At 44.2% G+C, this 22763-nt stretch carries 23 protein-coding genes; 16 read left to right on the top strand and 7 right to left on the bottom strand.

Annotation, left to right across the window (positions count from 1 at the left end; translation table 11 throughout):
• The first annotated feature begins 2 nt into the window (after positions 1 to 2).
• From V7S74_RS10295 to V7S74_RS10275, 5 genes are read left to right on the top strand one after another with little or no spacing between them, the layout of a single operon-like run.
• Positions 3 to 986, top strand: coding sequence for an alpha/beta hydrolase (locus V7S74_RS10295; RefSeq protein WP_406778677.1), 984 nt, complete (start codon positions 3 to 5; stop codon positions 984 to 986).
• 6 nt (positions 987 to 992) lie between these two features.
• The gene (locus V7S74_RS10290; RefSeq protein ID WP_406778676.1) at positions 993 to 1862 is read left to right on the top strand and encodes a sterol desaturase family protein; all 870 of its coding nucleotides are present in this window, start codon (positions 993 to 995) and stop codon (positions 1860 to 1862) included.
• Complete coding sequence (locus V7S74_RS10285) at positions 1862 to 2635, top strand: (Fe-S)-binding protein (RefSeq protein ID WP_406778675.1); 774 nt, start codon at positions 1862 to 1864, stop codon at positions 2633 to 2635. The genes V7S74_RS10290 and V7S74_RS10285 overlap by 1 nt, the downstream gene beginning before the upstream one ends.
• Before the next feature lie 4 nt (positions 2636 to 2639).
• Positions 2640 to 3113, top strand: coding sequence for a hypothetical protein (locus V7S74_RS10280; protein ID WP_406778674.1), 474 nt, complete (start codon positions 2640 to 2642; stop codon positions 3111 to 3113).
• A gap of 1 nt (position 3114) precedes the next feature.
• Positions 3115 to 3606 (top strand): GAF domain-containing protein, encoded by a 492-nt coding sequence (locus V7S74_RS10275; RefSeq protein WP_406778673.1) that lies wholly within the window; start codon positions 3115 to 3117, stop codon positions 3604 to 3606.
• Here V7S74_RS10275 and V7S74_RS10270 read toward each other — a convergent pair.
• Positions 3603 to 4262 (bottom strand): phosphatidylserine decarboxylase family protein, encoded by a 660-nt coding sequence (locus V7S74_RS10270; protein WP_406778672.1) that lies wholly within the window; start codon positions 4260 to 4262, stop codon positions 3603 to 3605. The two genes, V7S74_RS10275 and V7S74_RS10270, sit on opposite strands and share 4 nt — an antisense overlap.
• Positions 4263 to 4330: 68 nt before the next feature.
• On the opposite strand from V7S74_RS10270, the gene V7S74_RS10265 reads away from it, so the two are divergent.
• Positions 4331 to 5749, top strand: coding sequence for a hypothetical protein (locus V7S74_RS10265; protein WP_406778671.1), 1419 nt, complete (start codon positions 4331 to 4333; stop codon positions 5747 to 5749).
• Here the strand turns inward: V7S74_RS10265 and V7S74_RS10260 are convergent.
• The gene (locus tag V7S74_RS10260; protein WP_406778670.1) at positions 5746 to 6291 is read right to left on the bottom strand and encodes a hypothetical protein; all 546 of its coding nucleotides are present in this window, start codon (positions 6289 to 6291) and stop codon (positions 5746 to 5748) included. The two genes, V7S74_RS10265 and V7S74_RS10260, sit on opposite strands and share 4 nt — an antisense overlap.
• A gap of 72 nt (positions 6292 to 6363) precedes the next feature.
• Between V7S74_RS10260 and V7S74_RS10255 the strand changes: the two genes are divergently transcribed.
• Positions 6364 to 7404, top strand: coding sequence for an acyl transferase (locus V7S74_RS10255; protein WP_406778669.1), 1041 nt, complete (start codon positions 6364 to 6366; stop codon positions 7402 to 7404).
• Here V7S74_RS10255 and V7S74_RS10250 read toward each other — a convergent pair.
• On the bottom strand, positions 7387 to 7806 hold the full coding sequence (locus tag V7S74_RS10250; protein WP_406778668.1) for a molybdenum cofactor biosynthesis protein MoaE: 420 nt from the start codon (positions 7804 to 7806) through the stop codon (positions 7387 to 7389). The genes V7S74_RS10255 and V7S74_RS10250 overlap by 18 nt on opposite strands.
• Entirely contained in the window at positions 7803 to 8291 is a 489-nt protein-coding gene (locus V7S74_RS10245) for a dihydrofolate reductase (RefSeq protein ID WP_406778667.1), read from the bottom strand. The genes V7S74_RS10250 and V7S74_RS10245 overlap by 4 nt, the downstream gene beginning before the upstream one ends.
• Positions 8292 to 8466: 175 nt before the next feature.
• Between V7S74_RS10245 and carB the strand changes: the two genes are divergently transcribed.
• The 7 genes from carB (at position 8467) to V7S74_RS10210 (ending at position 17838) form a co-directional block, all read left to right on the top strand.
• On the top strand, positions 8467 to 11301 hold the full coding sequence (carB, locus tag V7S74_RS10240) for a carbamoyl-phosphate synthase large subunit (protein WP_406778666.1): 2835 nt from the start codon (positions 8467 to 8469) through the stop codon (positions 11299 to 11301).
• A gap of 1 nt (position 11302) precedes the next feature.
• The gene (locus V7S74_RS10235; protein WP_406778665.1) at positions 11303 to 11560 is read left to right on the top strand and encodes a DUF4834 family protein; all 258 of its coding nucleotides are present in this window, start codon (positions 11303 to 11305) and stop codon (positions 11558 to 11560) included.
• A gap of 4 nt (positions 11561 to 11564) precedes the next feature.
• Positions 11565 to 11858, top strand: coding sequence for a hypothetical protein (locus V7S74_RS10230; protein WP_406778664.1), 294 nt, complete (start codon positions 11565 to 11567; stop codon positions 11856 to 11858).
• Between the two features lie 74 nt (positions 11859 to 11932).
• On the top strand, positions 11933 to 12193 hold the full coding sequence (locus V7S74_RS10225) for a hypothetical protein (protein WP_406778663.1): 261 nt from the start codon (positions 11933 to 11935) through the stop codon (positions 12191 to 12193).
• Between the two features lie 6 nt (positions 12194 to 12199).
• Entirely contained in the window at positions 12200 to 13303 is a 1104-nt protein-coding gene (locus tag V7S74_RS10220) for an efflux RND transporter periplasmic adaptor subunit (RefSeq protein WP_406778662.1), read from the top strand.
• A 1-nt stretch (position 13304) separates the two neighbouring features.
• Positions 13305 to 16424 carry an efflux RND transporter permease subunit gene (locus V7S74_RS10215; RefSeq protein WP_406778661.1) on the top strand — a complete coding sequence of 1040 codons (3120 nt, stop codon included), beginning with the start codon at positions 13305 to 13307 and terminating at the stop codon, positions 16422 to 16424.
• On the top strand, positions 16414 to 17838 hold the full coding sequence (locus tag V7S74_RS10210) for a TolC family protein (RefSeq protein ID WP_406778660.1): 1425 nt from the start codon (positions 16414 to 16416) through the stop codon (positions 17836 to 17838). Before V7S74_RS10215 ends, V7S74_RS10210 begins: the two co-directional genes overlap by 11 nt.
• Here V7S74_RS10210 and purN read toward each other — a convergent pair.
• Positions 17821 to 18393, bottom strand: a complete 573-nt coding sequence (purN, locus tag V7S74_RS10205; RefSeq protein ID WP_406778659.1) for a phosphoribosylglycinamide formyltransferase — start codon at positions 18391 to 18393, stop codon at positions 17821 to 17823. The genes V7S74_RS10210 and purN overlap by 18 nt on opposite strands.
• 52 nt (positions 18394 to 18445) lie before the next feature.
• Between purN and bshA the strand changes: the two genes are divergently transcribed.
• Entirely contained in the window at positions 18446 to 19597 is a 1152-nt protein-coding gene (bshA, locus tag V7S74_RS10200; RefSeq protein WP_406778658.1) for an N-acetyl-alpha-D-glucosaminyl L-malate synthase BshA, read from the top strand.
• Here the strand turns inward: bshA and folK are convergent.
• On the bottom strand, positions 19581 to 20066 hold the full coding sequence (gene folK, locus V7S74_RS10195) for a 2-amino-4-hydroxy-6-hydroxymethyldihydropteridine diphosphokinase (RefSeq protein ID WP_406778657.1): 486 nt from the start codon (positions 20064 to 20066) through the stop codon (positions 19581 to 19583). The two genes, bshA and folK, sit on opposite strands and share 17 nt — an antisense overlap.
• 26 nt (positions 20067 to 20092) lie before the next feature.
• On the opposite strand from folK, the gene V7S74_RS10190 reads away from it, so the two are divergent.
• The gene (locus V7S74_RS10190; RefSeq protein ID WP_406778656.1) at positions 20093 to 20662 is read left to right on the top strand and encodes a YqgE/AlgH family protein; all 570 of its coding nucleotides are present in this window, start codon (positions 20093 to 20095) and stop codon (positions 20660 to 20662) included.
• Here V7S74_RS10190 and recG read toward each other — a convergent pair.
• The gene (gene recG, locus V7S74_RS10185; protein WP_406778655.1) at positions 20659 to 22758 is read right to left on the bottom strand and encodes an ATP-dependent DNA helicase RecG; all 2100 of its coding nucleotides are present in this window, start codon (positions 22756 to 22758) and stop codon (positions 20659 to 20661) included. The genes V7S74_RS10190 and recG overlap by 4 nt on opposite strands.
• Between the last annotated feature and the right edge of the window lie 5 nt (positions 22759 to 22763).

Raw genomic sequence — 22763 nt, 5'->3', positions numbered from 1 at the left:
GTATGAAAAAAATAGCATTGATTTTAGGGGTTTTAATTGCTCTTTATTTAGTGGGTCCTAAGCCCGAGGCACCTGTTTTAGCTGGTCAAGCAAGTTGGACGGATATTCCGGATTCAGCCCAAGCGATGCCGGAATACATTGCCACTAAGGAATCGGCCACGGTTTTGAAACCAGGGAATGAAGCGCGCATTATTTGGGCAGATTCTGCTCAACCCAAGAAAACAAAAGTCGTATTCATGTATGTGCACGGATTCTCTGCCTCGCCCATGGAAGGAGATCCTTTGCACCGGGAAGTGGCAAAGAGATTCGGGGCTAATCTTTTGTTAGCTCGCGTGGCAGGTCACGGGGTGCCGGATTCTGATTCAACCTTTGCGAAGGTGACGGCGGATGAGTATTACCAAAGCGTGGAAAACTACTATGCCATCGCCAAGAAATTAGGCGATGAGGTGGTGGTGTTAGGCACTTCTTTTGGGGGTGCTATGTCACTTATTTTAGCTTCAAAGCATCCAGAGATAAAAGCGTTGATGTTATACGGTCCTTGCATTGCCATTAAGGATCCGAATGCGACGCTTTTAGATAATCCTTGGGGTTTACAGATGGCTCATTTGATAACGGGAAGCGATTACCGCGATATTCCGGTGATGGCGAAGGGTCATGCGGAGAATTGGAGCTTGCATTATCGGCTAGAAGGTGTGGTAGCTGTTCAAAATTTATTGACTCATGCGATGACTAAGGAGGTCTTTGAAAAGGTGAAAATACCCATATTTATGGGCTATTATTACAAGGATGAAGAGCACCAAGATAACGTGGTTTCGGTGGATGCGATGAAGGAGATGTTTGAACAATTAGGAACGCCGGCTGGTTTGAAAAAATCGGAGGCCTTTCCGAATTCTGGTAATCACGTGATAACCTCTAATTTATTAGGCAAGTTGACGGATGCGCCGATTGCATCGTCTGAAGCCTTTTTACGTAACGTTTTAAATTAAACTAATATGGGTCCAGCTTTGATTTTATATGCCGTTCCATTTTTCCTTTTCACTGTTTTGTTGGAATCCTATATCCTGTACAAGACGCACCGGGACTATGTGGAGGCGAAGGATTCGATGACTTCGATTGGTTTGGGTTTGGGGAATTTAGGGATCGGATTTGTAACCAAGGCCATCACCGTGGGTGCCTCCTTTTATGTGTACAATAACTGGAAACTGTTTGATTTAGGCCAAAGCTGGCCCGTTTGGGTGCTCGCCTTTTTTGGGGAGGATTTGACCTATTATTGGGTGCATCGCATCTCGCATGTCGTTCGTTTTTATTGGGCTTCACACATGGTGCACCATTCGTCTCCTAAGTACAATCTAGCCGCGGCTTTGCGCCAAACTTGGACAGGCAATCTATCCGGAGGTTTTATCTTTTGGCTTTGGTTGCCCTTGATCGGTGTTCACCCATTTATCGTGATGTTCTTCCAGCAAACTAGTTTGTTGTATCAGTATTGGATACACACAGAATTGATTAATAAGATGCCCCGTTGGTTTGAATATATTTTAAATACACCGTCACATCACCGGGTGCACCATGGCACGGATCTAGATTATCTGGATACGAATTATGCGGGCGTGTTGATCATTTGGGATCGGATGTTCGGGTCCTTTGTATCCGAGAATCAACGTCCTCAATACGGTTTAACGAAGCAGATTGAAAGCTATAACCCAGCTAAAATTGCGTTTTATGAGTGGGTGCAAATGATCAAGGACGTGGCTAAAGCTAAGAGTATTAAATCTGCATTGGGTTATGTTTTTGGGCCTCCAGGTTGGAGCGATGATGGCAGTAGGTTAACTGTGACGCAAATGCGAGAGCAACAAAAGAGCTAATGGAAAAGATCAAAACGATGGCTGAATTCGCCGCAGCGGGGGAACAGCCAGAATTTCTTTTTTGGGTAGGATGTGCGGGGTCATTTGATGATCGCCACAAGAAAGTAACACGCGCCTTTTCGGAGATCTTACAGAAAGTGGGTATCTCTTTTGCGGTTTTAGGCACGGAAGAATCTTGCACGGGAGATCCGGCGAGAAGAGCAGGGAATGAGTTCTTGTTCCAAATGCAAGCGATGGCTAATATCGAGGTCTTGAACCTCTATGCAGTGAAGAAGATTGTGACGGCTTGTCCGCATTGTTTCAATACCTTAAAAAATGAATACCCAGGCTTAGGCGGAACTTATGAGGTGATTCACCATAGCCAGCTTTTGGCAGAATTAATCAGCGCCGGAAAAATAAAAGCTTCTGACGATACGTCTTTAGAACAAGTGGCCTACCACGATTCTTGCTACCTAGGAAGAGGAAATGGTGTTTACGAAGCTCCTCGCGAAATCATTTCCGGATTAAAAAAGGAACTAATCGAGTTGAAAAGTTGTAGAACCAAAGGACTCTGCTGTGGAGCCGGAGGCGCTCAAGTTTTCAAAGAACCAGAAGCCGGGGGCGAAGACGTGCAGGTGAAGAGAGTAAAAGAAATGGTGGATTCTGGCGTCACCAAAGTAGCCTTAGCTTGCCCATTCTGTATGGTTATGGTCCAAGACGGCTTGAATAAAGTAGGCAAAGAAAAACACATCCAAGTAGTAGATTTAGCTGAACTCGTTCAGCAATCCATGTAAAATTATGTATCTACCGATAGAACAAATGCCCGATCACTCCCGCGTGTGGGTATATCAGGCGAACCGACCTTTTTCAGCGTCGGAAACCCAAGCAATTGAAAACTATTTAGCCCCTGCTTTAACCCAGTGGGCGGCACATGGAGCTGGTTTGAATGCCTCATTTGAGATTCGTTTTCAGCAAGTGATTGTGATCGCAGTAGACGAAACTGTCAACGCAGCCTCCGGCTGTTCCATCGATGCTTCGACCCGCTGGTTTAAAGAGATGGGTGCTGAATTAGGCATCGATTTCTTTGATAGAAGCACGGCAGTCGTAGATGGCGACGAACTAACCTTGATTCCATTGACTGCTCTAAAGAATAATCCTTTATTAGATCGCGCTACACAGATTATTCCATTACAAACCGAATCATTAGGAGCCTACCGCTCAGGCTGGTTACAAAGAGCGGATACGACGTGGTTAAAACGATATTTCGCATAAGATGGCAGAGGATCTAATCAAAATCGAGGGAAGTCGTAAGGAGAAATACGCCTCACTTTATCCCCAAATTCAATCTCTATTAGCAGGAGAGGCAGATAAATATGCAAACCTAGCAAACATCGCTGCGGCGGTGCATGAGGTATTTGGCTTTTTCTGGGTAGGGTTTTATTTGACAAAAGACGATCAATTAGTCTTAGGTCCATTCCAAGGTCCTGTGGCATGTACCCGAATACCCTTTCACAAAGGCGTTTGCGGGCATGCTTATACGACTCGGGAGACAGTTTTAGTTCCAGATGTGGAGGCTTTTCCGGGGCACATCGCCTGTGCGTCAGCCTCGAAATCGGAGATTGTTTTGCCTGCCATCGTGAATGGCGAGGTTGTGCTTGTTTTTGATCTGGATTCAGATCAATTAGCGGACTTCTCTGAAGTGGATCAGGAAGGTCTAGAGAAAATCATCAAGTTGATTGAGGAGTCTTGGACTTCGTGGTCTTAAGCTAACTTAGCAATCACCGTTTCGCCTCCTACTGGTTTGTCATCGATATTCACACAGATTTCTGCGTCTAATGGCAAGTAGATATCGATACGGCTACCGAATTTAATGAAGCCGAATTCCGTTCCTTGAACGACAGCATCCCCTTCTTTCGCATACCAGCAAATGCGTTTCGCTAAAGCACCTGCAATCTGGCGAAACAATACTTCTGTGCCATTTTCGTGCTTCACAACGTAAGTTGTGCGCTCGTTCTCTGTACTTGATTTAGGATGCCAAGCCACCAAAAATTTGCCTGGGTGGTATTTGAAATAAGATACAATTCCAGAAATAGGATTGAAGTTAACGTGCACGTTAATCGGTGACATAAAGATCGACACCTGGCGACGTGGTCCGTTGAAATACTCTGTTTCTACGGTTTCTTCGATTACAACGACTTTTCCATCCGCTGGGGCGATGATGTGCTTCGGGTTAATCTCCGTCACGCGCTTTGGAACACGGAAAAATTGTAAGATAACGAGATAAAATAAAGAGGTGATGACCACGATGGTCTCTCTCAAATAAACATTTTCAGGGAAGAAATACGCAACCAGGCCATTAATACCTAATACGATGAGTAATGAAGTGAATAATAGGGTCCGTCCTTCTCTATGTAATGTCATGCGTTGAATGCTAAATAAACTTGTTAATTTACAAAATTAGTTATTTTTGAGGACGCAACCACATCTAAATGCTAAAAAAAGCGATTCTGTTCCTCTTCTTGTTTACTCAAATCGCCTTCAGCGGCCTGGGACAGTATATTAAATGGCAAGAAGATAAGTCCATCAATTATTTACGTTTGCACCTAGTTACGCATGAAATTTCGCGCTATCAACCCCAAACTGGTTGGGTTGCAGTAGATACCTTGAGTTCTGTCAATGTCAATTTTGAAGATATTTTGCCTGGATCAGAGGGTATCCATGAATTTCAAATTGGAAAATCGGCGAAGTATTACCTAACGATTCATTGCACGGGTCAGATGTATGAATTAGATAAGTCTAATTGGACTTTGAAACGCTTGGATCAGACCTTTTTTAGGGGGGCGAATTGCCTGAGTAGCATTTTTATGCGGGGTGATGATGTTTATTCCTTTGGCGGATATGGTTTTTGGAGATCTAATAATATCTTGACGAAATTCGATTTTATTGCCAAAGAATGGATGAGCATTGCTGCCGAAGGCGATATTCCAGCATCGATTTTCGATGGGATTTCAGGGTATTCAGCTAAAAAAGATCGCTATTATTTATTGAGTACCGTTCATATGAACGATACGGAGAAGAAAACAGCCTTTAATCGGGATTACGGAATCTATGAGTATGATTTTTTTAATCAAAAATTCACTCGTCTAGGAGAAATCAAACTCGATATTGTTCGCAATTTCTTAGACTCCAAAGATACCAAGCCCTACGTCTTCAATGGCCGCTATTTTATTATCTCAGACAAACCCAATAAAGATTTCGCCTATGATACGATGTTCTTTATTGATGTGGAAGATGATTTTAAAGTGTATCAATGGAAAAATCCCCACCGAATCTACTTAAATGCACAGCGAGGAGATGACCCTGAAACCTATATGCATGTGAGTGGAGATTCTTTAGTTTGGTCCAATAATTTAGTAAAAGCCTCCGTTGAGGAACCTGGTTTTACATTGGTTTCTGTTCAAGCCCTTATAAGAGAGGCGGAATATATAGGTACGTTAGATGAAGTGCCATGGTACGAGCGATTTGCGGCATTCGGTGCTGTGCTATTTGCCATTTTAGCCGTGGGCTTGATATTTGAGATTTACCGTCGATTTAAGCGTAATAAATTAAAGAAATCCATTCGCTTTTTGTTAGGGGCAAATGAGCGTCTGTTCCTGGACTTTTTGATATTAAATTACGAGCAAGGCTTTGTGAATGGGCATCAGATTATTGCCTTTTTTGGGAAGCATAAAAGCACTCCGGAGTCACAGCGTCAGTTTAGAGCAAAGTTGATTGAGAATTTCAGCAAAACCTTAGGGCTGATCTTTGTCGATGAGGAAATTTTAGATATTCAGTTAGATGAACGTGATCAGCGCATGTTTACCTACCGATTGCAGCCGGAGATCTATAAAAAACTGAAGAGTCTTTAGTCCTTAAAGATCACAATGGGATCCGTCTCGATCGTATTACTTTGATTCAAAGCATTGTCTCTGATGAAAATTTTGAACTTCAAAGTGTCGTTTTTTGCCGTGAATTGAGGGCTATAGCCCTTATAAAAGGCATAGACAAATTGAGTAGAGTAATCGATACTTCCCTCGATAGGGCCTGATTTCTGATTCGGTTTAAAATTAAAGTTCATTAAACCACCTAAGGCTGGCGTGAAGGTGATGGGGATAAATACGCCATTCTTTCGTAACATCACGGCTACCTCGAAATTGCGAAAATCCTTGTATTTCGGATCAGCCTTTAATTGAGCTTCGGTTAGTCCTAAATCTCCTTCGGCGTCTTGAAAGTTAATACTCATGATGACCGAATCGATTTTCGTGGTGCCACCGAATCCGTCATTACTGGTTTTAGTAATCTTTTGAATCGACTTGAATGAGATAGCAGGCGTAGAGCTGAACGTAGGTTCTTGTACACAAGCACCTAGTCCCATTAATAATACCCCGAATATGCCCACTAATTTCCGCATGGATTCCTTTGAAAATTTCAGCAGTAAAGTTAATGATTTGCGTTAATTTTGCGCTACATCTAGCGAAATCAAATGGGTCAAACGATCAACGAACAGAGGAAAGAACTTAAAAACCGGGTTCTGCACATGCAGGAGGCGGATTTTGATGCCCTGGCCTTGGATGTTTTTCGTTTTCAGGCTGAAAATAACCCGCTTTATCAGCAATATATTCAGCTTTCTGGTGTATCCCTTGAAAAAATAACACATTGGGCGGAGGTTCCTTTTTTGCCCATTGAATTATTTAAAAATCATCAGGTATTAACGGGGGCTGAACCTGTTTTATTCTCTTTTGAAAGTTCAGGAACGACGGGTCAAATTCCCTCGAAACACCCTGTTTGCGATCCCGGATTTTACCAACAGATTTCTAAGATTGCCTTCGAGCGGGAATATGGTCCGCTCAGTGATTACCATATTTTCGCATTGCTCCCTTCTTATTTAGAGCGTTCGACTTCTTCGCTGGTCTTCATGATGGATCATTTCATCAAGGAATCTCAGTCGGATTTATCGGGTTTTTATCTGAATCAATACGATTCTCTGGTAGATGCTTTGCGTCAAGCTTTGGCCATGGACAAAAAGGTTTGGTTGATGGGCGTCACTTTTGGTTTATTGGATTTAGTTGATTCAGGAATCGATTTATCCTTTTTGAAAGAGCACAAAGATCAATTAATCGTAATGGAAACGGGTGGGATGAAAGGTCGTCGCGAAGAGTGGATAAGAGATAAGGTACACGCGTATTTGCAAGAAAAGATGGGGCTTGATTCAATCGCCTCCGAATATGGAATGACCGAATTATTCTCACAAGGCTATGCGAAATCGCAGGGAATATTTACGCCGGCTTATACAATGCGCGTTTGTTTGCGGGAGGTGAGTGATCCGTTTGCTTTGGTGACGCAAGCACATAAAACGGGAGGAATTAAGATCGCGGATTTAGGCAATATTGATTCCTGCGCGTTTATCGAAACACGGGATTTAGGTTCGCTGGAGGAGGATGGGGTGCGATTTAAAGTACTAGGCCGTTTCGATAATTCGGAAATGCGCGGCTGCAGCCTGATGGTCTCAGGGATGGGGAACTAACCAAGACGATCCGTCCTCATAAAATTCATTTTTCCAAATAGGTACTTCTTGTTTCAAGGTGTCGATCAGCCATTCACAGGCTTTGAAAGCCTCAGCCCGGTGTACCGAAGTAACACCAATTAAAACCGCAATATCTCCGATTTCCAAAGGTCCGGTTCTGTGAACTAAGGCAATGCGCTCCACAGGCCATTTCGAAGCCGCCTGCTCACACAATAATTCGATTTGTTTCAAAGCCATGGGAGGGTAGGCTTCCATCGTTAAGGCCTTGACGTCTTTTCCTTGATTCTTATTTCGGATGGTTCCGATAAAAAGACAAATGCCGCCAGCCACCGGATCCTGCAGGAAACGGTAATAGGAGTCGATCGAGATCGCCTCGGCGGATAAGTCTATTTTATGAATCATTTTCTGCTGTAGGTCAAATAGCTGTATTGGTACGCATTTTTCTCATCCGTCACGCCGCGTTCTTTTTCAGTCACCTCCCATTCGGATGCCGGGATTTCTGGGAAAAAGGCATCGCCCTCAAAAATATCATGTAATTGCGTCACCAAAATTTGATCCGCTACAGCTAAAGACAAGGCATAAATTTCAGCACCTCCCACGATAAAAATATCCTCGCGGCTTAGCGACTTTGCTTTCAAAATAGCTTCCTCGATGGAGGTGGTGCAGATGACACCTTCGATTTGTAAGCCGGGTGTACGGGAAATAACAATCGTGGTGCGATTAGGAAGTGGCTTGCCGATGGAATCGTAGGTTTTTCTTCCCATGATGATCACGTGACCCGTGGTTAAGGCCTTGAATCTTTTTAGATCCGCCGGCAAATGCCAAATTAGTTCATTGTTTTTCCCAATGACCCTATTTTCATCAAAAGCTACGAGTATTTTTATCACGATTTCTACAATTTGTTGTCAAAAATAAGGGAAATTTTGGGTTCTGCCTCACCTCCGCAAAAGTCTATTTTTTATTTTGGAAATCGACCCTAAAACGCTAACTTTGCACAATTTTGGAGCTTAACCAAGCAAGCCAAAAAAGACATATCCATTTAGAATTTAATTTATACCCCCTGTGCCTAAAGATTCCTCGATTAAATCCGTCCTGATTATTGGTTCTGGTCCCATTGTGATCGGTCAAGCTTGTGAATTTGACTATTCCGGTTCCCAAGCCGCTCGTTCCTTACGGGAAGAAGGTATTGAGGTGATTTTGATTAACTCAAATCCGGCGACGATCATGACGGATCCGATGAATGCGGATCACGTATACTTGAAGCCATTAGAAAAAGCGTCCATCATTCACATTTTAGAGATGCACAAGATTGATGCAGTTTTGCCTACCATGGGAGGTCAAACGGCCTTGAACTTAGCGATTGATTGTGATGCGGCTGGTATTTGGGAAAAATATGGTGTGCGCATCATCGGGGTTGATATTAAAGCCATCGAAACGACAGAGGATCGCGAGAAATTCCGTCTGAAGATGTTAGAAATCGGGGTAGGCGTTTGTAAAGGACGTACGGCTCGTTCCTTCCTGGAAGGAAAAGAAATCGCACAAGAAACAGGATTCCCTTTGGTAATCCGTCCTTCGTTCACTTTAGGTGGAACGGGTGGAGGTTTCGTGCATGACCCAAAAGATTTTGATGCAGCCTTGAACAAAGGTTTACACGCATCTCCTACCCACGAAGTGTTAGTCGAGCAATCCATCATGGGTTGGCAAGAATACGAATTAGAATTATTACGTGATAATTTAGGGAACGTGATTATCATCTGTTCGATTGAAAACTTCGATCCGATGGGTATTCACACGGGAGATTCGATCACGGTGGCGCCAGCAATGACGCTTCCAGATACGATTTACCAGCGTATGCGTGACATGGCCATCAACATGATGAATGCGATCGGTCAGTTTGCGGGAGGATGTAACGTTCAATTCTCTTTGAATCCAGAGACGGATGAAATTATTGCGATTGAGATTAACCCACGGGTATCTCGCTCTTCGGCTTTGGCCTCTAAAGCAACAGGATATCCGATTGCGAAGATCGCTGCGAAAATGGCGATCGGTTATAATTTAGATGAATTAACGAATGCGATCACGGGAACGACGTCTGCTTATTTCGAGCCGGCTTTAGACTACGTGATTGTGAAAGTGCCACGTTGGAACTTTGATAAGTTCAAAGGCGCAGATCGTACTTTAGGATTACAGATGAAATCGGTGGGTGAGACCATGGGTATCGGCCGTAATTTCCAAGAAGCCTTACAAAAAGCGTGTCAATCTCTAGAGATCAAGCGTAATGGTATGGGTGCGGACGGCAAGGAATTGCGCGATCAAGAGGCGATTATGCACTCTTTGGCGAATCCATCTTGGAACCGTTTATTCCATATCTACGATGCCTTCAAAATGGGTATTTCGTTCAAAACTATTCAACAATTAACGAAGATCAACAAATGGTTCTTGAACCAAATCGAAGATCTAGTGCGCGTGGAGAAGGAAATGGAGAAATACTCGATTCACACTATTCCAACAATACTTTTAGAAGAAGCGAAGCACAAAGGTTTCGCAGATCGACAAATCGCTCACACGCTTCGTTGTCTAGAGTCAGAAGTGTATGACAAGCGTAACGAGGTAGGGATCAAGCGTATCTACAAATGTGTGGATACCTGTGCAGCGGAATTTGAGGCGAAGACACCGTATTACTACTCGACGTTTGGACAAGAAGGTGCATCAGCCGTTCTTGATAACGAATCAGTTTCATCGACTCGTAAAAAAGTAGTTGTTTTAGGTTCTGGTCCAAACCGCATCGGTCAAGGTATCGAGTTCGATTATTCTTGTGTTCACGGCGTTTTAGCGGCGAAAGAAGCAGGATACGAAACGATCATGATTAACTCGAATCCAGAGACTGTCTCAACGGACTTCGATATCGCAGATAAATTATACTTCGAACCGGTATTCTGGGAGCACGTGTATGACATCATTCAACACGAAAAACCAGAAGGCGTTATCGTACAATTAGGTGGCCAAACAGCCCTTAAATTAGCCGAAAAATTATCGAAATATGGCATTAAAATCCTAGGTACTTCGTTCGAAGCCTTAGATTTAGCCGAAGATCGTGGTGCCTTCTCTAGCTTGTTGAAAGACTTAGATATTCCCTATCCTAAGTTTGGGGTTTGTGAAGATGCAGACAATGCAGTGGTTTTAGGCCGTGAATTAGGGTATCCCTTATTAGTTCGTCCTTCTTACGTTTTAGGTGGTCAATCGATGAAAATCGTGATCAACGAGCAAGAATTAGAGCAACACGTGGTGGATATCTTACGCGATATCCCAGGTAATAAAATCTTATTAGATCACTTCTTGGAGAACGCAATCGAAGCAGAAGCAGATGCGATTTGTGATGGCGAAGACGTGTATATCATCGGTGTGATGGAGCATATTGAGCCGGCGGGTATTCACTCCGGTGACTCTCACTCGGTTTTGCCTCCATTCGATTTATCGGAGAAGGTGATCAAGCAAATCGAAGATCATACGCGTAAAATTGCGGTGGCTTTGAAGACCAAAGGTCTATTAAACATCCAATTCGCCGTAAAAGACGAAGTGGTATACATCATCGAAGCGAATCCACGTGCCTCTCGCACCGTTCCATTTATTTGTAAGGCATACCAAGAGCCGTATGTGAACTACGCGACGAAGGTAATGTTAGGAGATAAGAAAGTGAAGGACTTCAACTTCAAGCCAGTGAAGAAAGGATATGCGATTAAAATCCCAGTATTCTCTTTCTCTAAATTCCCCAATGTAAATATGGAATTAGGGCCAGAAATGAAGTCGACAGGTGAGGCGATCTATTTCATTGATGATTTGAAAGACGATTTTTTCCGCAAAGTATATGGTGAGAGAAACTTATATCTAAGTAGATAAGATGCTTAAATTAATTGCTATAATTTTAGTGATGATTTACGTGGTGATGCCGCTCATTCGTTTTTTAATGAAGGGCTTCATCATCACGCAGGCACATAAAATGATGTCTGAGCAGGAGATTCGTGCGAAACAAGCTTCAGCTCGCAAGCGCAAGGAGGGTACGATTGATGTGGATTATGTGCCTCCAACTGCCTCCAAAACGAAGACTAAGCCGGCGGACGACGGTGATTATGTGCCCTACGAAGAAATTAAGGACTAACAGTATGAGAGGAATCGTTATTTACTGCTTTATCGTATTTAGTCTGCTATTGAAAGATGGAATTTCATTAGCGATTAATACGTTGCGCGAGCAGGAAAAAACGACAATTTCTTATGATATGTCTCTAGAAGATTCTCCTGAAGAGGATGGTGCTGAAGATTTATTTACAGCGACCTTACCGGATGGAATTACTCCCGTTTTAGTTAATTTTTCAGTTCAAGAGATGCTAGATCAATACAAGGCATCTCCATTACAAGTTCTTTTAGAACAAGTAAGCCCCCCTCCCCGCATGGCGTAATACGCGTGCCTATTGAAACAAAATCATAAATCTTTCTTGTCATAATACCCACAAGGGTATTAAATACGTGAATCATGCAAACATTCGCCCCAATGGTCTTGTTTGTCTGTTTGACTTTTATAGGCTATGCTCAGGGGAAGCACTATAAAAATCAGATAAATAAGACAGTAACAGAAAAAATAAACCTTGAAATAAAGGTGGAAGAAAAAAAGATAATGCCATCTGCTAAAACACCAAAGTACCAGCAAATGAATGCCAATATTCAATTTGCAGACACTTCTAAAACGAAAAAAAATAACACCTCGTATAAACAGCATGGAGGTAAACCAAACTAAGTGGATATGAAAAAATTACTATTCGGCTTTTTACTTTTAAGCGCCTGCACCACAAAAAAAGAGGAGGCAGAAGAAATTCAAACCCTCGAAGTTTCTTCACCCATTTCAATCGATACCACGATTCAGCAAGAATTTGTAGCGGATATTCATGCCGTTCAAAATGTGGAGATCCGTGCCCGCGTGAAGGGTTATCTAGATCGAATCTTAGTCGATGAAGGAAAACAGGTCAGCAAAGGCCAAATCATGTTTACCATCAATAGCCAAGAATATGTGGCTGATTTAGCCCGCGCGAAGGCGGTTCTGAGCCAGGCTTCTGCGGAATTGAAGGCAGAGGAATTGACTTTAGTGAATACCCGTTTGCTGGTGGATAAAAATGTCATTTCTAAGAATCAATTAGCTATTTCGTTAGCGAAAGTGGATGGACTAAGGGCGAAACGGGAAGAAGCTTTGGCCCATGTTCGAGCCGCTGAATTAAAAGTGGAGCACTCGAATATTCGTGCACCATTTGATGGTATGGTGGATCGATTGCCATTTAAGCGTGGTTCTTTGGTAGACGAAGGAACCTTGCTGACAACCTTATCTGATAACCACAATGTGTATGCTTACTTTAATGTGTCAGAGCAGGAATACCTGGCTTTTAGTGCAAAAGAAGGGGTGAATAAATCTGCAGCTGTGGACTTAGTGTTAGCAAATGGGGAAACGTATCCGGAGAAGGGTGTCGTGGAGACGATTGAAGGGGAATTTGATAAAAATACGGGAAACATTGCTTTCCGTGCTCGCTTCGCAAATCCATCAAAACTATTACGACATGGGGCCTCCGGTAAGGTACAATTGCCTAAAAAGATAAGTGGGTACTGGGCTATTCCGCAGAAATCTGTTTTTGAGATTCAGGAGAAAAGTTATGTTTTTGTGAAGACGCCTACAGGCGAAGTGAAGATGAAGAATATTGCGCCAGACTTGAGAATTCCGCATTTCTATTTAGTAAAAAATGGATTCTCGGTACAAGACACGGTGCTTGTGGAAGGTATTCAATTAGTGAAACAAGGCCAAAAAATCAAGTCGACCTTCAAGCCAATGCGTCAATTATTCGCGGACTATAAAACACAATAAGATGGTACAACAATTCATCACTCGACCGGTATTGTCGATCGTTGTATCGATCTTTATCGTGATTTTAGGGGTCATTGCGATGAAGCAATTGCCCATTACCCAATTCCCAGATATCGTACCTCCCGCAGTTACCGTAACCACTAAATATACAGGGGCGAATGCGGAGGTGTGTGCAAAAGCCGTGGTTACGCCTTTAGAGCGTGCCATCAATGGTGTGGCAGGGATGACTTATATGACCTCTGTTTCAGGAAACGACGGGACGAGTATAATTCAGGTGTATTTCGAAGTTGGGACGGACCCAGATGTGGCGGCAGTTAATGTGCAGACACGTGTGCAAACGGTTTTGGACGAATTACCTGAGGAAGTTATCAAGGCCGGTGTGATTACGGAGAAAGAGGTGAACAGTATGCTCTTGTATGTAAACCTACTTAGTGAGGACAAGGACATCGATGAGAAGTTCATTTATAACTTTGCGGACATCAACGTTTTACCAGAGTTGAAGCGTATCGATGGGGTGGGTTTTGCGGATATTATGGGCCAAAGAGAGTATGCCATGCGTATTTGGTTACACCCAGATCGCCTATTTGCCTATAAATTATCTGCAGAAGATGTCATTCAAGCGTTGCGGAATCAAAACGTGGAGGCAGCTCCGGGTAAGATAGGCGAAAGTTCGGGGAAGCATCCGCAGGCATTACAATATGTGATGCGCTACACGGGTAAGTTTACGCAGGTGACGGAATATGAAAATCTAGTTATTAAGGCGACGGAGACGGGCCAGATTTTGCGCTTGAAAGATGTAGCCGATGTGGAGTTTGGGTCGCTTGATTATGATGTACTTTCGAAAGAAAATGGTCGTCCGTCTGCGGCGATTTTATTGAAACAACGTCCGGGTTCGAACGCCGCCGAGGTAATTGAAAACGTGAAGAAGCGCTTAGCGGAGTTGAAAACGAGCACTTTCCCGCCGGGGATGGGCTTCACGATTTCGTATGACGTATCCCGTTTCTTGGATGCTTCCATTCACGAGGTAATTAAGACCTTATTAGAGGCCTTTATTTTAGTGGCGCTTGTCGTGTTTATTTTCTTGCAAGACTGGCGAGCGACCTTGGTACCTATTATTGCGGTGCCAGTTTCACTCGTAGGAACATTTACGTTTATGCTCGCTTTCGGGTTCTCGATTAATTTGTTGACCCTTTTCTCTCTGGTTTTAGCCATCGGTATAGTGGTCGATAACGCGATTGTCGTCGTGGAGGCGGTCCATGCCAAAATGGAGGAAAAAGACATGCCCGTCCTAGCCGCCACCCAAGAGGCGATGCACGAAATTTCTGGTGCGATTTTGGCGATCACTTTAGTGATGGGTGCGGTATTCGTGCCAGTGGCCTTTTTATCTGGGCCGATCGGCGTGTTTTTCCGACAATTCTCCGTTACGATGGCGATCTCGATTGCCTTGTCCGGTCTAACCGCCTTAACACTTACGCCGGCACTCTGTGTTTTGCTCTTGAAGAAACCAGAGCATCATCAAAAGGGCTGGTTAGGTAAATTCTTCCATGCCTTTAACCAGCGTTATGAGGCGATTGCGCAGAAATACCTGGTTTGGGTGGGAGCTTTGATTAGTAAGCGCCTGTTGATGTGGATGATTTTACTAGCCTCTGTTGCTGGAACGGTGGTCTTATCGGGGATTGTTCCGAGTGGATTTATTCCTTCGGAGGATCAAGGTACGCTGTATGTGAATGCGACGACTCCTGCAGGAGCGACCTTAGAGCGAACGGAAAGCGTTATGGACCAGGTGTTTAAATCCATTCAAGGCGTAGATGCCATTGAGTCTTTTTCCACGCTGGCGGGCTTTAGTTTATTAACAGATGGCTCTGGAGCTTCATACGGAACGGGAATTATTACGTTGAAACCTTGGGAGGAACGGAAAGAGACCGTAGATGAGTTAACGGAAATCATCAGGGAAAAGACCAAAGGCATTAAAGAGGCGAGTATTCAATTCTTTCCGCCTCCAGCGGTTCCGGGTTTTGGTAATGCGTCTGGTTTTGAATTCCGGATTCAGGACCGAAGTGGATCAGGTGATTTGCAGAAGTTAGCTGCCGTATCGAATGACTTCGCTAAGAAGTTGAATGAAACGCCTGAAATTCAAAATACCTTCTCGAGTTTTGACCCTTCTTTCCCTCAGTATATGCTGGAAGTGGATCAAGAGGCAGCGGCTCAGAAAGGGGTGAATGTGCTTCCGGCGATGGATAATCTACAAACCCTGTTAGGTAGTTTTTATGCGACGAACTTCATTCGTTTTGGCCAAATGTACAAAGTGATGGTGCAAGTCGATCCGCGCTACCGGGCTCATCCGGATGACGTATTGAAGTTTTATGCGAAAAACAAGGATGGAGAAATGGTGCCTTATTCCTCTTTCGTGAAGATGAAACGTGTCTATGGACCGGAGCAGTTTACCCGTTACAATATGTTTACGTCGGCGATGGTGAATGGTGAACCGGCGCCGGGCTTCAGTTCGGGTGCCGTTTTGGATATTATTCGGGCACAAGCTGCTAAGAGTTTGCCGCGGGGATATACGCTAGAATGGTCGGGGATGACGCGGGAGGAAGATTTAGCGGGTAATCAGGCGATTTTCATTTTCGCCATCTGTCTGCTCTTTGTGTATCTCTTACTGGCGGCGCAATATGAATCCTTCCTATTGCCGTTCCCTGTACTTCTTTTCTTACCGATGGGGGCGATGGGGACCTATGCTTTCTTGTACCTATTCGGATTGCAGAACAACATTTATGCGCAAGTAGCGCTGGTGATGCTGATCGGTTTATTAGGGAAGAATGCGATTTTGATTGTGGAGTTTGCGATTGCCAAACAAAAGGAGGGAGCCTCCATCATCGAAGCCGCAAAAGAAGGGGCATTCTCTCGTTTGCGCCCTATTTTGATGACTTCCTTTGCTTTCGTGGCAGGTTTGATCCCCTTAATGGTGGCTTCTGGAGCCGGTGCCATTGGAAACCGAACCATCGGTACTGCCTCAGCGGGGGGTATGATTTTAGGGACAGTTGGAGGTTTATTAGTAATTCCGGGATTGTATGTGGTTTTCGCTACGCTCTCGGCTAAATGGTCAAAAAATGAAAAATAGTTTATATGCCTTATGTGTCGCATTTGTGCTAGGTTCCTGCACCTCAGGTCTACTGAAGGAGCAGTACAAATTGCAAGCTGAGTTAGGTACCTACCGAGATACGGAAGAGGAAAAGTCGGTGGCTGATGTACAAGAATGTTGGAAGCGAGATACCTTATTAGTGCAGTTGATTGATTCGGTATTAGTTCGCAGCAATGATATCAAGATCGGATTTCTGCAGTTAGCCATGGCAAAGGCGGATTTTGGCTACCAACGAGGTCTGCTTAAACCCACCGTTAACGGGATCATTCAGCCTAGTTTGCGTCGATTTGGAAAGTACACGATGGATGGGGTGGGAAATTACGATACGCAGTTTTCGACTAATATCACCAAAGATCAAATTATTCCTGAGCACCTTCCTGATCTTCAAATTGGTCTTCAGTCGAGCTGGGAATTGGATATTTGGGGGAAGCTTGCTAAAAAGAAAAAGGCTAGCGCACTCCGTTATTTAGCTTCTGAGTCAGGTCAGCAATGGTTGATAACTTCTTTAGTGGCAGAAGTAGCCAGTTCCTATGGTCAGTTAATCGCTTTAGACAAAGAATTAGATATCTTAAAAAACAATATTGAAATTCAGCGCAAAGCTTTTGAATTAGTCCAAGTGCAGAAAGAGGCGGGTACGGTAAATGAATCGGCAGTGCAACAACTAGAGGCACAGTGGTTAAACTCGCGTGCGCAAGAAGGTAATGTGCTCCAACAAATCACTTCTTTAGAGAATGATATTCGATTCCTTTTAAATAAGCCTACGGCAACGATTCACCGATCGAAATTTCCTTTCCAATGCGCGTTGGATACCAGTTTGTTTACTCGTTTAAAGATCGATCAATTAGGGCGGAGGCCAGATGTAAAACAGGCAAAATTAAACCTGATGGCTGCTTTTGAAACGAAAGAGAGTGCGGCATTAGCTTTGAAGCCGTCCATTGTGCTTTCTGGAATTTTAGGGGTACAGGGTTTTCAGCCGGCTTATTTATTTCAGCTCCCCGCTTCGATGGCCTATCAATTATTGGGAGGGATTACCTCCCCTTGGTTAAATAGATCTGCCATTACCTCGGAGATGTTGCGAACGGAATCCTCCTGGAAGGCGCAGGATTTAGCCTACCAAAATGCCTTAGTCAAAGGTTATTTAGAATGGGATACCCAGGTAAAGTCGTTGACCTATTTACAGGCCCAACAACAATTGAAGCAACGCGAGGTATTACTAACAAAAGGGGCCATCAATACCGTGGGCACCTTATTTTTAACGGCAAACGCCAGTTATTTAGAGGTGTTAACAGCCCAGCAAAATGCGTTGAGATCTGAATTAGAATTATTAGAGATATCGCGTAATCAATGGATGCGCGCCATTAATTTGTATCGTGTATTAGGAGGAGGCTGGTAGAACGAGCGACTCGATCACTCTAGGGAAATCCCGGTGCTCCAATACTTGGCCTTTTTTTGCGACATCTTCTGGAGTATCACTCGGCAACACCGGGAAAGAACTCTGGAAGATGGTTGCACCTTCATCATAATGCTCGTTTACATAGTGAATCGTGATTCCCGATTCCTTCTCTCCAGCCGCCACAACAGCCTCATGTACGAAATGACCGTACATGCCTTTGCCGCCAAATTTGGGCAATAAAGCGGGATGAATATTCACAATACGTTGTGGGAATGCCTTCACGAAATCGGCTGGAATTAACCACAAGAAGCCGGCTAAAATGATCCAATCTGTTCGTAGGGATTGAACTTCTTTCAACACCGTTCCGTTCTTATAAGATTCTCGGTCAAAAACCCGGCAAGGTACGCCTAGTCGTTCTGCGCGCTGAATGATGCCTGCAATGGGGTTATTGCAATAGATGTGGGTGATTTGAACTTGGTCGGAACCTTTGAAATGTTCGATAATTTTTTCGGCATTAGAACCCGAACCAGAAGCAAATAAGACGAGATTTTTCAAAGGTTATCAGTTGTTTAATACAAATTTACATTCTTTCAGCTAAATTTAGCGTATGAAAATAGGGATCGTTTGTTATCCGACGTATGGCGGAAGTGGTGTGGTGGCGACTGAATTAGGTAAGGCTTTGGCCTTAGCGGGTCATCAGGTGCACTTTATTACGTATACGCAACCCCCGCGTTTGGATATTTTCTCGGAAAATATCTTCTACCACGAAGTTTCGGTGGCTTCTTATCCTTTATTTGAATACCTGCCTTATGAGTCTGCCTTAGCCAGTAAGATGGTGGATGTGACGATTAACGAGAAGTTGGATTTAATCCACGTGCATTATGCGATTCCTCATGCTTCGGCGGCTTATTTAGCCAAGCAGATTTTGAAATACAAAGGTATTCACGTGCCAGTCATTACGACTTTGCACGGTACGGATATTACACTCGTAGGTCGCGACCCCTCTTTCGAGCCGGTGGTTACCTTCTCGATTAATGAATCCGATGGGGTGACGGCGGTATCGGAGAGTTTGAAAAACGATACCTACGATGAGTTTGAGATCTTAAGTCATATCGAAGTTATTCCGAATTTTATTGATCTTCATCGGTTCCAAAAACGCCCACACGAACACTTTAAAAAATCCCTTTGTCCTAACGGCGAGAAGCTGTTAATGCATACCTCGAACTTTCGTAAAGTGAAGCGAATCGGGGATATCGTGAAGGTATTTGCGCTCGTTCGCAAAAAGATTCCTGCGAAATTAGTCTTGATAGGCGATGGTCCGGAGCGTTCAGGTATTGAGGCTTTATGCCGCGAACTGGAAGTGCAATGTGATGTACGTTTCCTAGGTAAGATGGATGGAATCGAGGAGGCACTATCGCTAGCAGATCTGTTCTTATTGACCTCCGAAAAAGAGAGTTTTGGATTAGCAGCTTTAGAGGCAATGGCTTGCGAAGTTCCGGTGATTTCGTCGAATGCCGGAGGTATTCCAGAGGTAAATATTCACGGTGAAACTGGTTTTGTGAGTGAGATCGGGGATGTAAAAGATATGGCTGCGAATGCCATCAAAGTACTTTCAGATCCCGAATTACATGAAAAAATGAAGGCGAATGCCTTAGCGCGGGCAAAAGAATTTGATATTGTCAAGATCCTACCTTTGTACGAAAAGTACTACGAGCGCATCACGTCTAAGAGCTGGAAATTCCCTAAGCAAAACGATTAACGTTGCTGGTATCTGTGCAGGAGTCTACTAATTCCAGCATCGTTTTGCGGGATAAAGGATCTTGGAATGAGGGAGCAATTTCTGCTAAAGGAGTCAAGATAAATTTACGCTCCGCAATCCTTGGGTGAGGAACAGTTAAGTCTGCTTCTGCAATCACTACATCGCTGTAATAAAGTATGTCAAGATCAAGTGTTCTTGGACCCCAGCGCTCTTTTCGTTCTCTGCCAAATTCCTTTTCAATCGCTAACATTTCAGTTAAACAGGCTTGTGGAGCAAGTCTTGTACTCACTAAAATAACCTGATTCAGAAAGTCCGCTTGTGGGATGGGACCCCAGGCTTCGGTTTGGTAAATCGACGAGTAAACGGAAATCTTTCCTATTTTTTTTTCAATAAGCGGGTAGGCACCCTCGAATATTTCCCGGGTATTTCCTAGATTGCCGCCTAAAGAGAGGAAGAGCTGATTGATCATCTCTTAAAATTACTAATTTCTGCGCTATGCACCCGAATTATTCTGTGGAGGATTTAGAACCCGGCATGCTTTTGTTAGCCGAACCCTTCTTAGAGGACCCGTCGTTTCATCGGTCGGTCATTTTGCTGTGCGAGCACACAACGGCGCATTCTTTTGGCTTAGTGTTGAATAATAAGCAGGAAATTGTATTTGATTCCTTCGTAGACGAGAAGGTGCTGGAGGATGTCCCTTTGTATTCTGGCGGGCCGGTTGATCCTACGATTATGCAGTTTGTGCACCGTAGGCCGGATTTAATTCCGGATGGGGTGCTGATAGGACCCGGGATTTATTGGTCTGGGAGCTTCGAGGTCGCGATTGATAAGGTCGTGGCGGGGGAGATTGGTTTTGATGAAATCAAGTTTTTTATTGGCTATTCTGGTTGGGGAGCGGGGCAATTAGAGCGCGAGGTGCGTTCGAATGCCTGGATTTTGCATCCGGGAAATGATAAATTGGTTTTTGATGAATCCCACGAGTCGTTGTGGCGGAAGATTATGTATGCCAAAGGCGGGGATTTCAGAGTTCTCTCCACTTATCCAGACGATCCGAATTTAAACTAGGATATTCTTGCCCAGTTCGTGGTGTCTTTGCGCTGAGAGCGAACTTGTTCGCGGATCATTTGATAGCCTGGCTTTTCGAGGTTAGGATCTTCTTCCAAGATTCTTTGTGCTGTTTCTCTAGCTACCTTCAGTATTTCTCCGTCTTTAGATAAGTCAGCGATCATGAGGTCGATGGCGCCACTTTGGCGAGTGCCGGAGATATCTCCTGGTCCACGTAATTGTAAATCGACTTCTGCGATCTCGAAACCATTATTCGTTTTCACCATCGTATCGATGCGCTTCTTCGTATCTGCTGATATTTTATAGCCCGTCATTAAGATGCAATAACTCTGTTCTGCACCCCTACCTACTCGACCCCTTAGCTGGTGTAGTTGGGATAATCCGAACCTCTCCGCACTTTCAATGATCATAATGGAGGCATTCGGTACATTTACCCCTACCTCGATCACCGTGGTGGCAACCATGATTTTGGTTTCGTTTTTCACGAAACGAGCCATTTCGATATCCTTGTCTGCTGGCTTCATCTTTCCGTGCAAGATGCCCAAAGGCACCTCCGGGAACGCTCTTGAAATACTTTCATAGCCATCCATCAGGTCTTTGAAGTCCATTTTCTCGGATTCCTCGATCAAGGGATAAACGATGTAGATTTGGCGGCCTTTGCTTAACTCGTTTTGGATGAAGCCAAAAACCTGCAAGCGGTGGCTATCGTAGCGATGCGTTGTCTGTATAGGCTTGCGGCCCACAGGTAATTCGTTAATTATCGAAATATCTAAATCTCCATAGAGTGTCATCGCTAAAGTCCGGGGAATCGGCGTTGCCGTCATCACCAAAATGTGCGGATGAAATTCCTTATTCTTATCCCAGAGCTTCGCTCTTTGTGCTACACCGAAACGGTGTTGCTCATCTATGATGCACAGACCAAGATTCTTAAACTGGACAGAATCCTCGAATAAAGCGTGTGTACCCACTAAAATTTGTAATTTCCCCGACTGCAAATCCTCATGCAGCCCCACGCGATCCTTCTTCTTCACAGATCCCGTCAGCTTCGCAATCGTCAGGCCCAATAAGTCCGCGAATTTCTTCAAACCTTGGTAATGCTGATCGGCTAAAATCTCTGTAGGCGCCATCAAGCAGGCCTGAGTCCCGTTATCAATCGCCAATAGCATCGAAATAAACGCCACAATCGTCTTTCCAGATCCCACATCTCCCTGCAATAAACGGTTCATCTGTTGTCCCGATCGCATATCTGCGAAAATCTCCCGAATCACCTGCTTCTGCGCATTCGTTAATTCGAAAGGCATGTGCTCTTGGTAGAACTTGGTTAAAAGGGCGGCGGAAGAAAAAACTTGACCTGGGAAAGCCACTTTGCGAATCAAGTTCTGCTTAATCAGACGAAGCTGATTATAGAAAAGTTCTTCGAATTTGAGTCGTCGTCTAGCTTGGTGTAGCCAGTTTTCGCTTTGGGGCAAATGAATATGGTACAGCGCCTCTTGCTTCGAGATCAGTTTAAACTGCGTAGTAACCTCCGCGGGAAGGGTCTCTCGAATGTAAGGAAATGCGATTTCTAATAGGTTTTTCTGCAGCGTTGCGATGGCCTTGCTGTCGATGTATTTCTTCCTCAGTTTCTCGGTCAAGGGATAGACTGGTTGGAAATATTTTCCTGTTGCTTGCTCGCCTTTATAGACTTCCATTTCTGGATGTGTCATCTGCAGCTGTCCATTGAAGCTGGTGGGTTTGCCATAAAAGAGGTAGTCGACTCCGGTGTTTAAGGACTTTTCGAGCCATTTGACCCCCTGAAACCAAACGATTTCAATGCAGCCCGTGGCATCGCAAACTTGTGCGACGATGCGCTGACGGTGTCCTGCGCCTATTTTTTCTTTGAAACGTATCCTGCCGATGAATTGTGCATGGTCCATGTCGTCTGTGATCGAGGCGATGGGATGAACCAGGGTTCTGTCTTCGTAGCGGAAGGGAAAGTATTGAATTAAGTCGCCGTAAGTAAACATCCCGAGTTCCGTCTGCAATAGCGTCAGCTTCGCGGGGGTCATCCCACGGAGTTTGGCTAAATCAGTATCGAAAAAAGCTACGAGCGACATAGACG

The sequence above is a fragment of the Aquirufa novilacunae genome (assembly GCF_045310505.1).
Lineage (GTDB): Bacteria > Bacteroidota > Bacteroidia > Cytophagales > Spirosomataceae > Aquirufa > Aquirufa novilacunae.
This window is presented reverse-complemented; position numbering and strand designations above follow the sequence as displayed.

What these genes read in the sequence shown, in the direction of transcription:
- V7S74_RS10295 (WP_406778677.1), top strand. Translation starts at nt 3, where the DNA reads ATGAAAAAAATAGCATTGATTTTAGGGGTTTTAATTGCTCTTTATTTA.
- V7S74_RS10290 (WP_406778676.1), top strand. Translation starts at nt 993, where the DNA reads ATGGGTCCAGCTTTGATTTTATATGCCGTTCCATTTTTCCTTTTCACT.
- V7S74_RS10285 (WP_406778675.1), top strand. Translation starts at nt 1,862, where the DNA reads ATGGAAAAGATCAAAACGATGGCTGAATTCGCCGCAGCGGGGGAACAG.
- V7S74_RS10280 (WP_406778674.1), top strand. Translation starts at nt 2,640, where the DNA reads ATGTATCTACCGATAGAACAAATGCCCGATCACTCCCGCGTGTGGGTA.
- V7S74_RS10275 (WP_406778673.1), top strand. Translation starts at nt 3,115, where the DNA reads ATGGCAGAGGATCTAATCAAAATCGAGGGAAGTCGTAAGGAGAAATAC.
- V7S74_RS10270 (WP_406778672.1), bottom strand. Translation starts at nt 4,262, where the DNA reads ATGACATTACATAGAGAAGGACGGACCCTATTATTCACTTCATTACTC.
- V7S74_RS10265 (WP_406778671.1), top strand. Translation starts at nt 4,331, where the DNA reads ATGCTAAAAAAAGCGATTCTGTTCCTCTTCTTGTTTACTCAAATCGCC.
- V7S74_RS10260 (WP_406778670.1), bottom strand. Translation starts at nt 6,291, where the DNA reads ATGCGGAAATTAGTGGGCATATTCGGGGTATTATTAATGGGACTAGGT.
- V7S74_RS10255 (WP_406778669.1), top strand. Translation starts at nt 6,364, where the DNA reads ATGGGTCAAACGATCAACGAACAGAGGAAAGAACTTAAAAACCGGGTT.
- V7S74_RS10250 (WP_406778668.1), bottom strand. Translation starts at nt 7,806, where the DNA reads ATGATTCATAAAATAGACTTATCCGCCGAGGCGATCTCGATCGACTCC.
- V7S74_RS10235 (WP_406778665.1), top strand. Translation starts at nt 11,303, where the DNA reads ATGCTTAAATTAATTGCTATAATTTTAGTGATGATTTACGTGGTGATG.
- V7S74_RS10230 (WP_406778664.1), top strand. Translation starts at nt 11,565, where the DNA reads ATGAGAGGAATCGTTATTTACTGCTTTATCGTATTTAGTCTGCTATTG.
- V7S74_RS10225 (WP_406778663.1), top strand. Translation starts at nt 11,933, where the DNA reads ATGCAAACATTCGCCCCAATGGTCTTGTTTGTCTGTTTGACTTTTATA.
- V7S74_RS10220 (WP_406778662.1), top strand. Translation starts at nt 12,200, where the DNA reads ATGAAAAAATTACTATTCGGCTTTTTACTTTTAAGCGCCTGCACCACA.
- V7S74_RS10215 (WP_406778661.1), top strand. Translation starts at nt 13,305, where the DNA reads ATGGTACAACAATTCATCACTCGACCGGTATTGTCGATCGTTGTATCG.
- V7S74_RS10210 (WP_406778660.1), top strand. Translation starts at nt 16,414, where the DNA reads ATGAAAAATAGTTTATATGCCTTATGTGTCGCATTTGTGCTAGGTTCC.
- bshA (WP_406778658.1), top strand. Translation starts at nt 18,446, where the DNA reads ATGAAAATAGGGATCGTTTGTTATCCGACGTATGGCGGAAGTGGTGTG.
- folK (WP_406778657.1), bottom strand. Translation starts at nt 20,066, where the DNA reads ATGATCAATCAGCTCTTCCTCTCTTTAGGCGGCAATCTAGGAAATACC.
- V7S74_RS10190 (WP_406778656.1), top strand. Translation starts at nt 20,093, where the DNA reads ATGCACCCGAATTATTCTGTGGAGGATTTAGAACCCGGCATGCTTTTG.
- recG (WP_406778655.1), bottom strand. Translation starts at nt 22,758, where the DNA reads ATGTCGCTCGTAGCTTTTTTCGATACTGATTTAGCCAAACTCCGTGGG.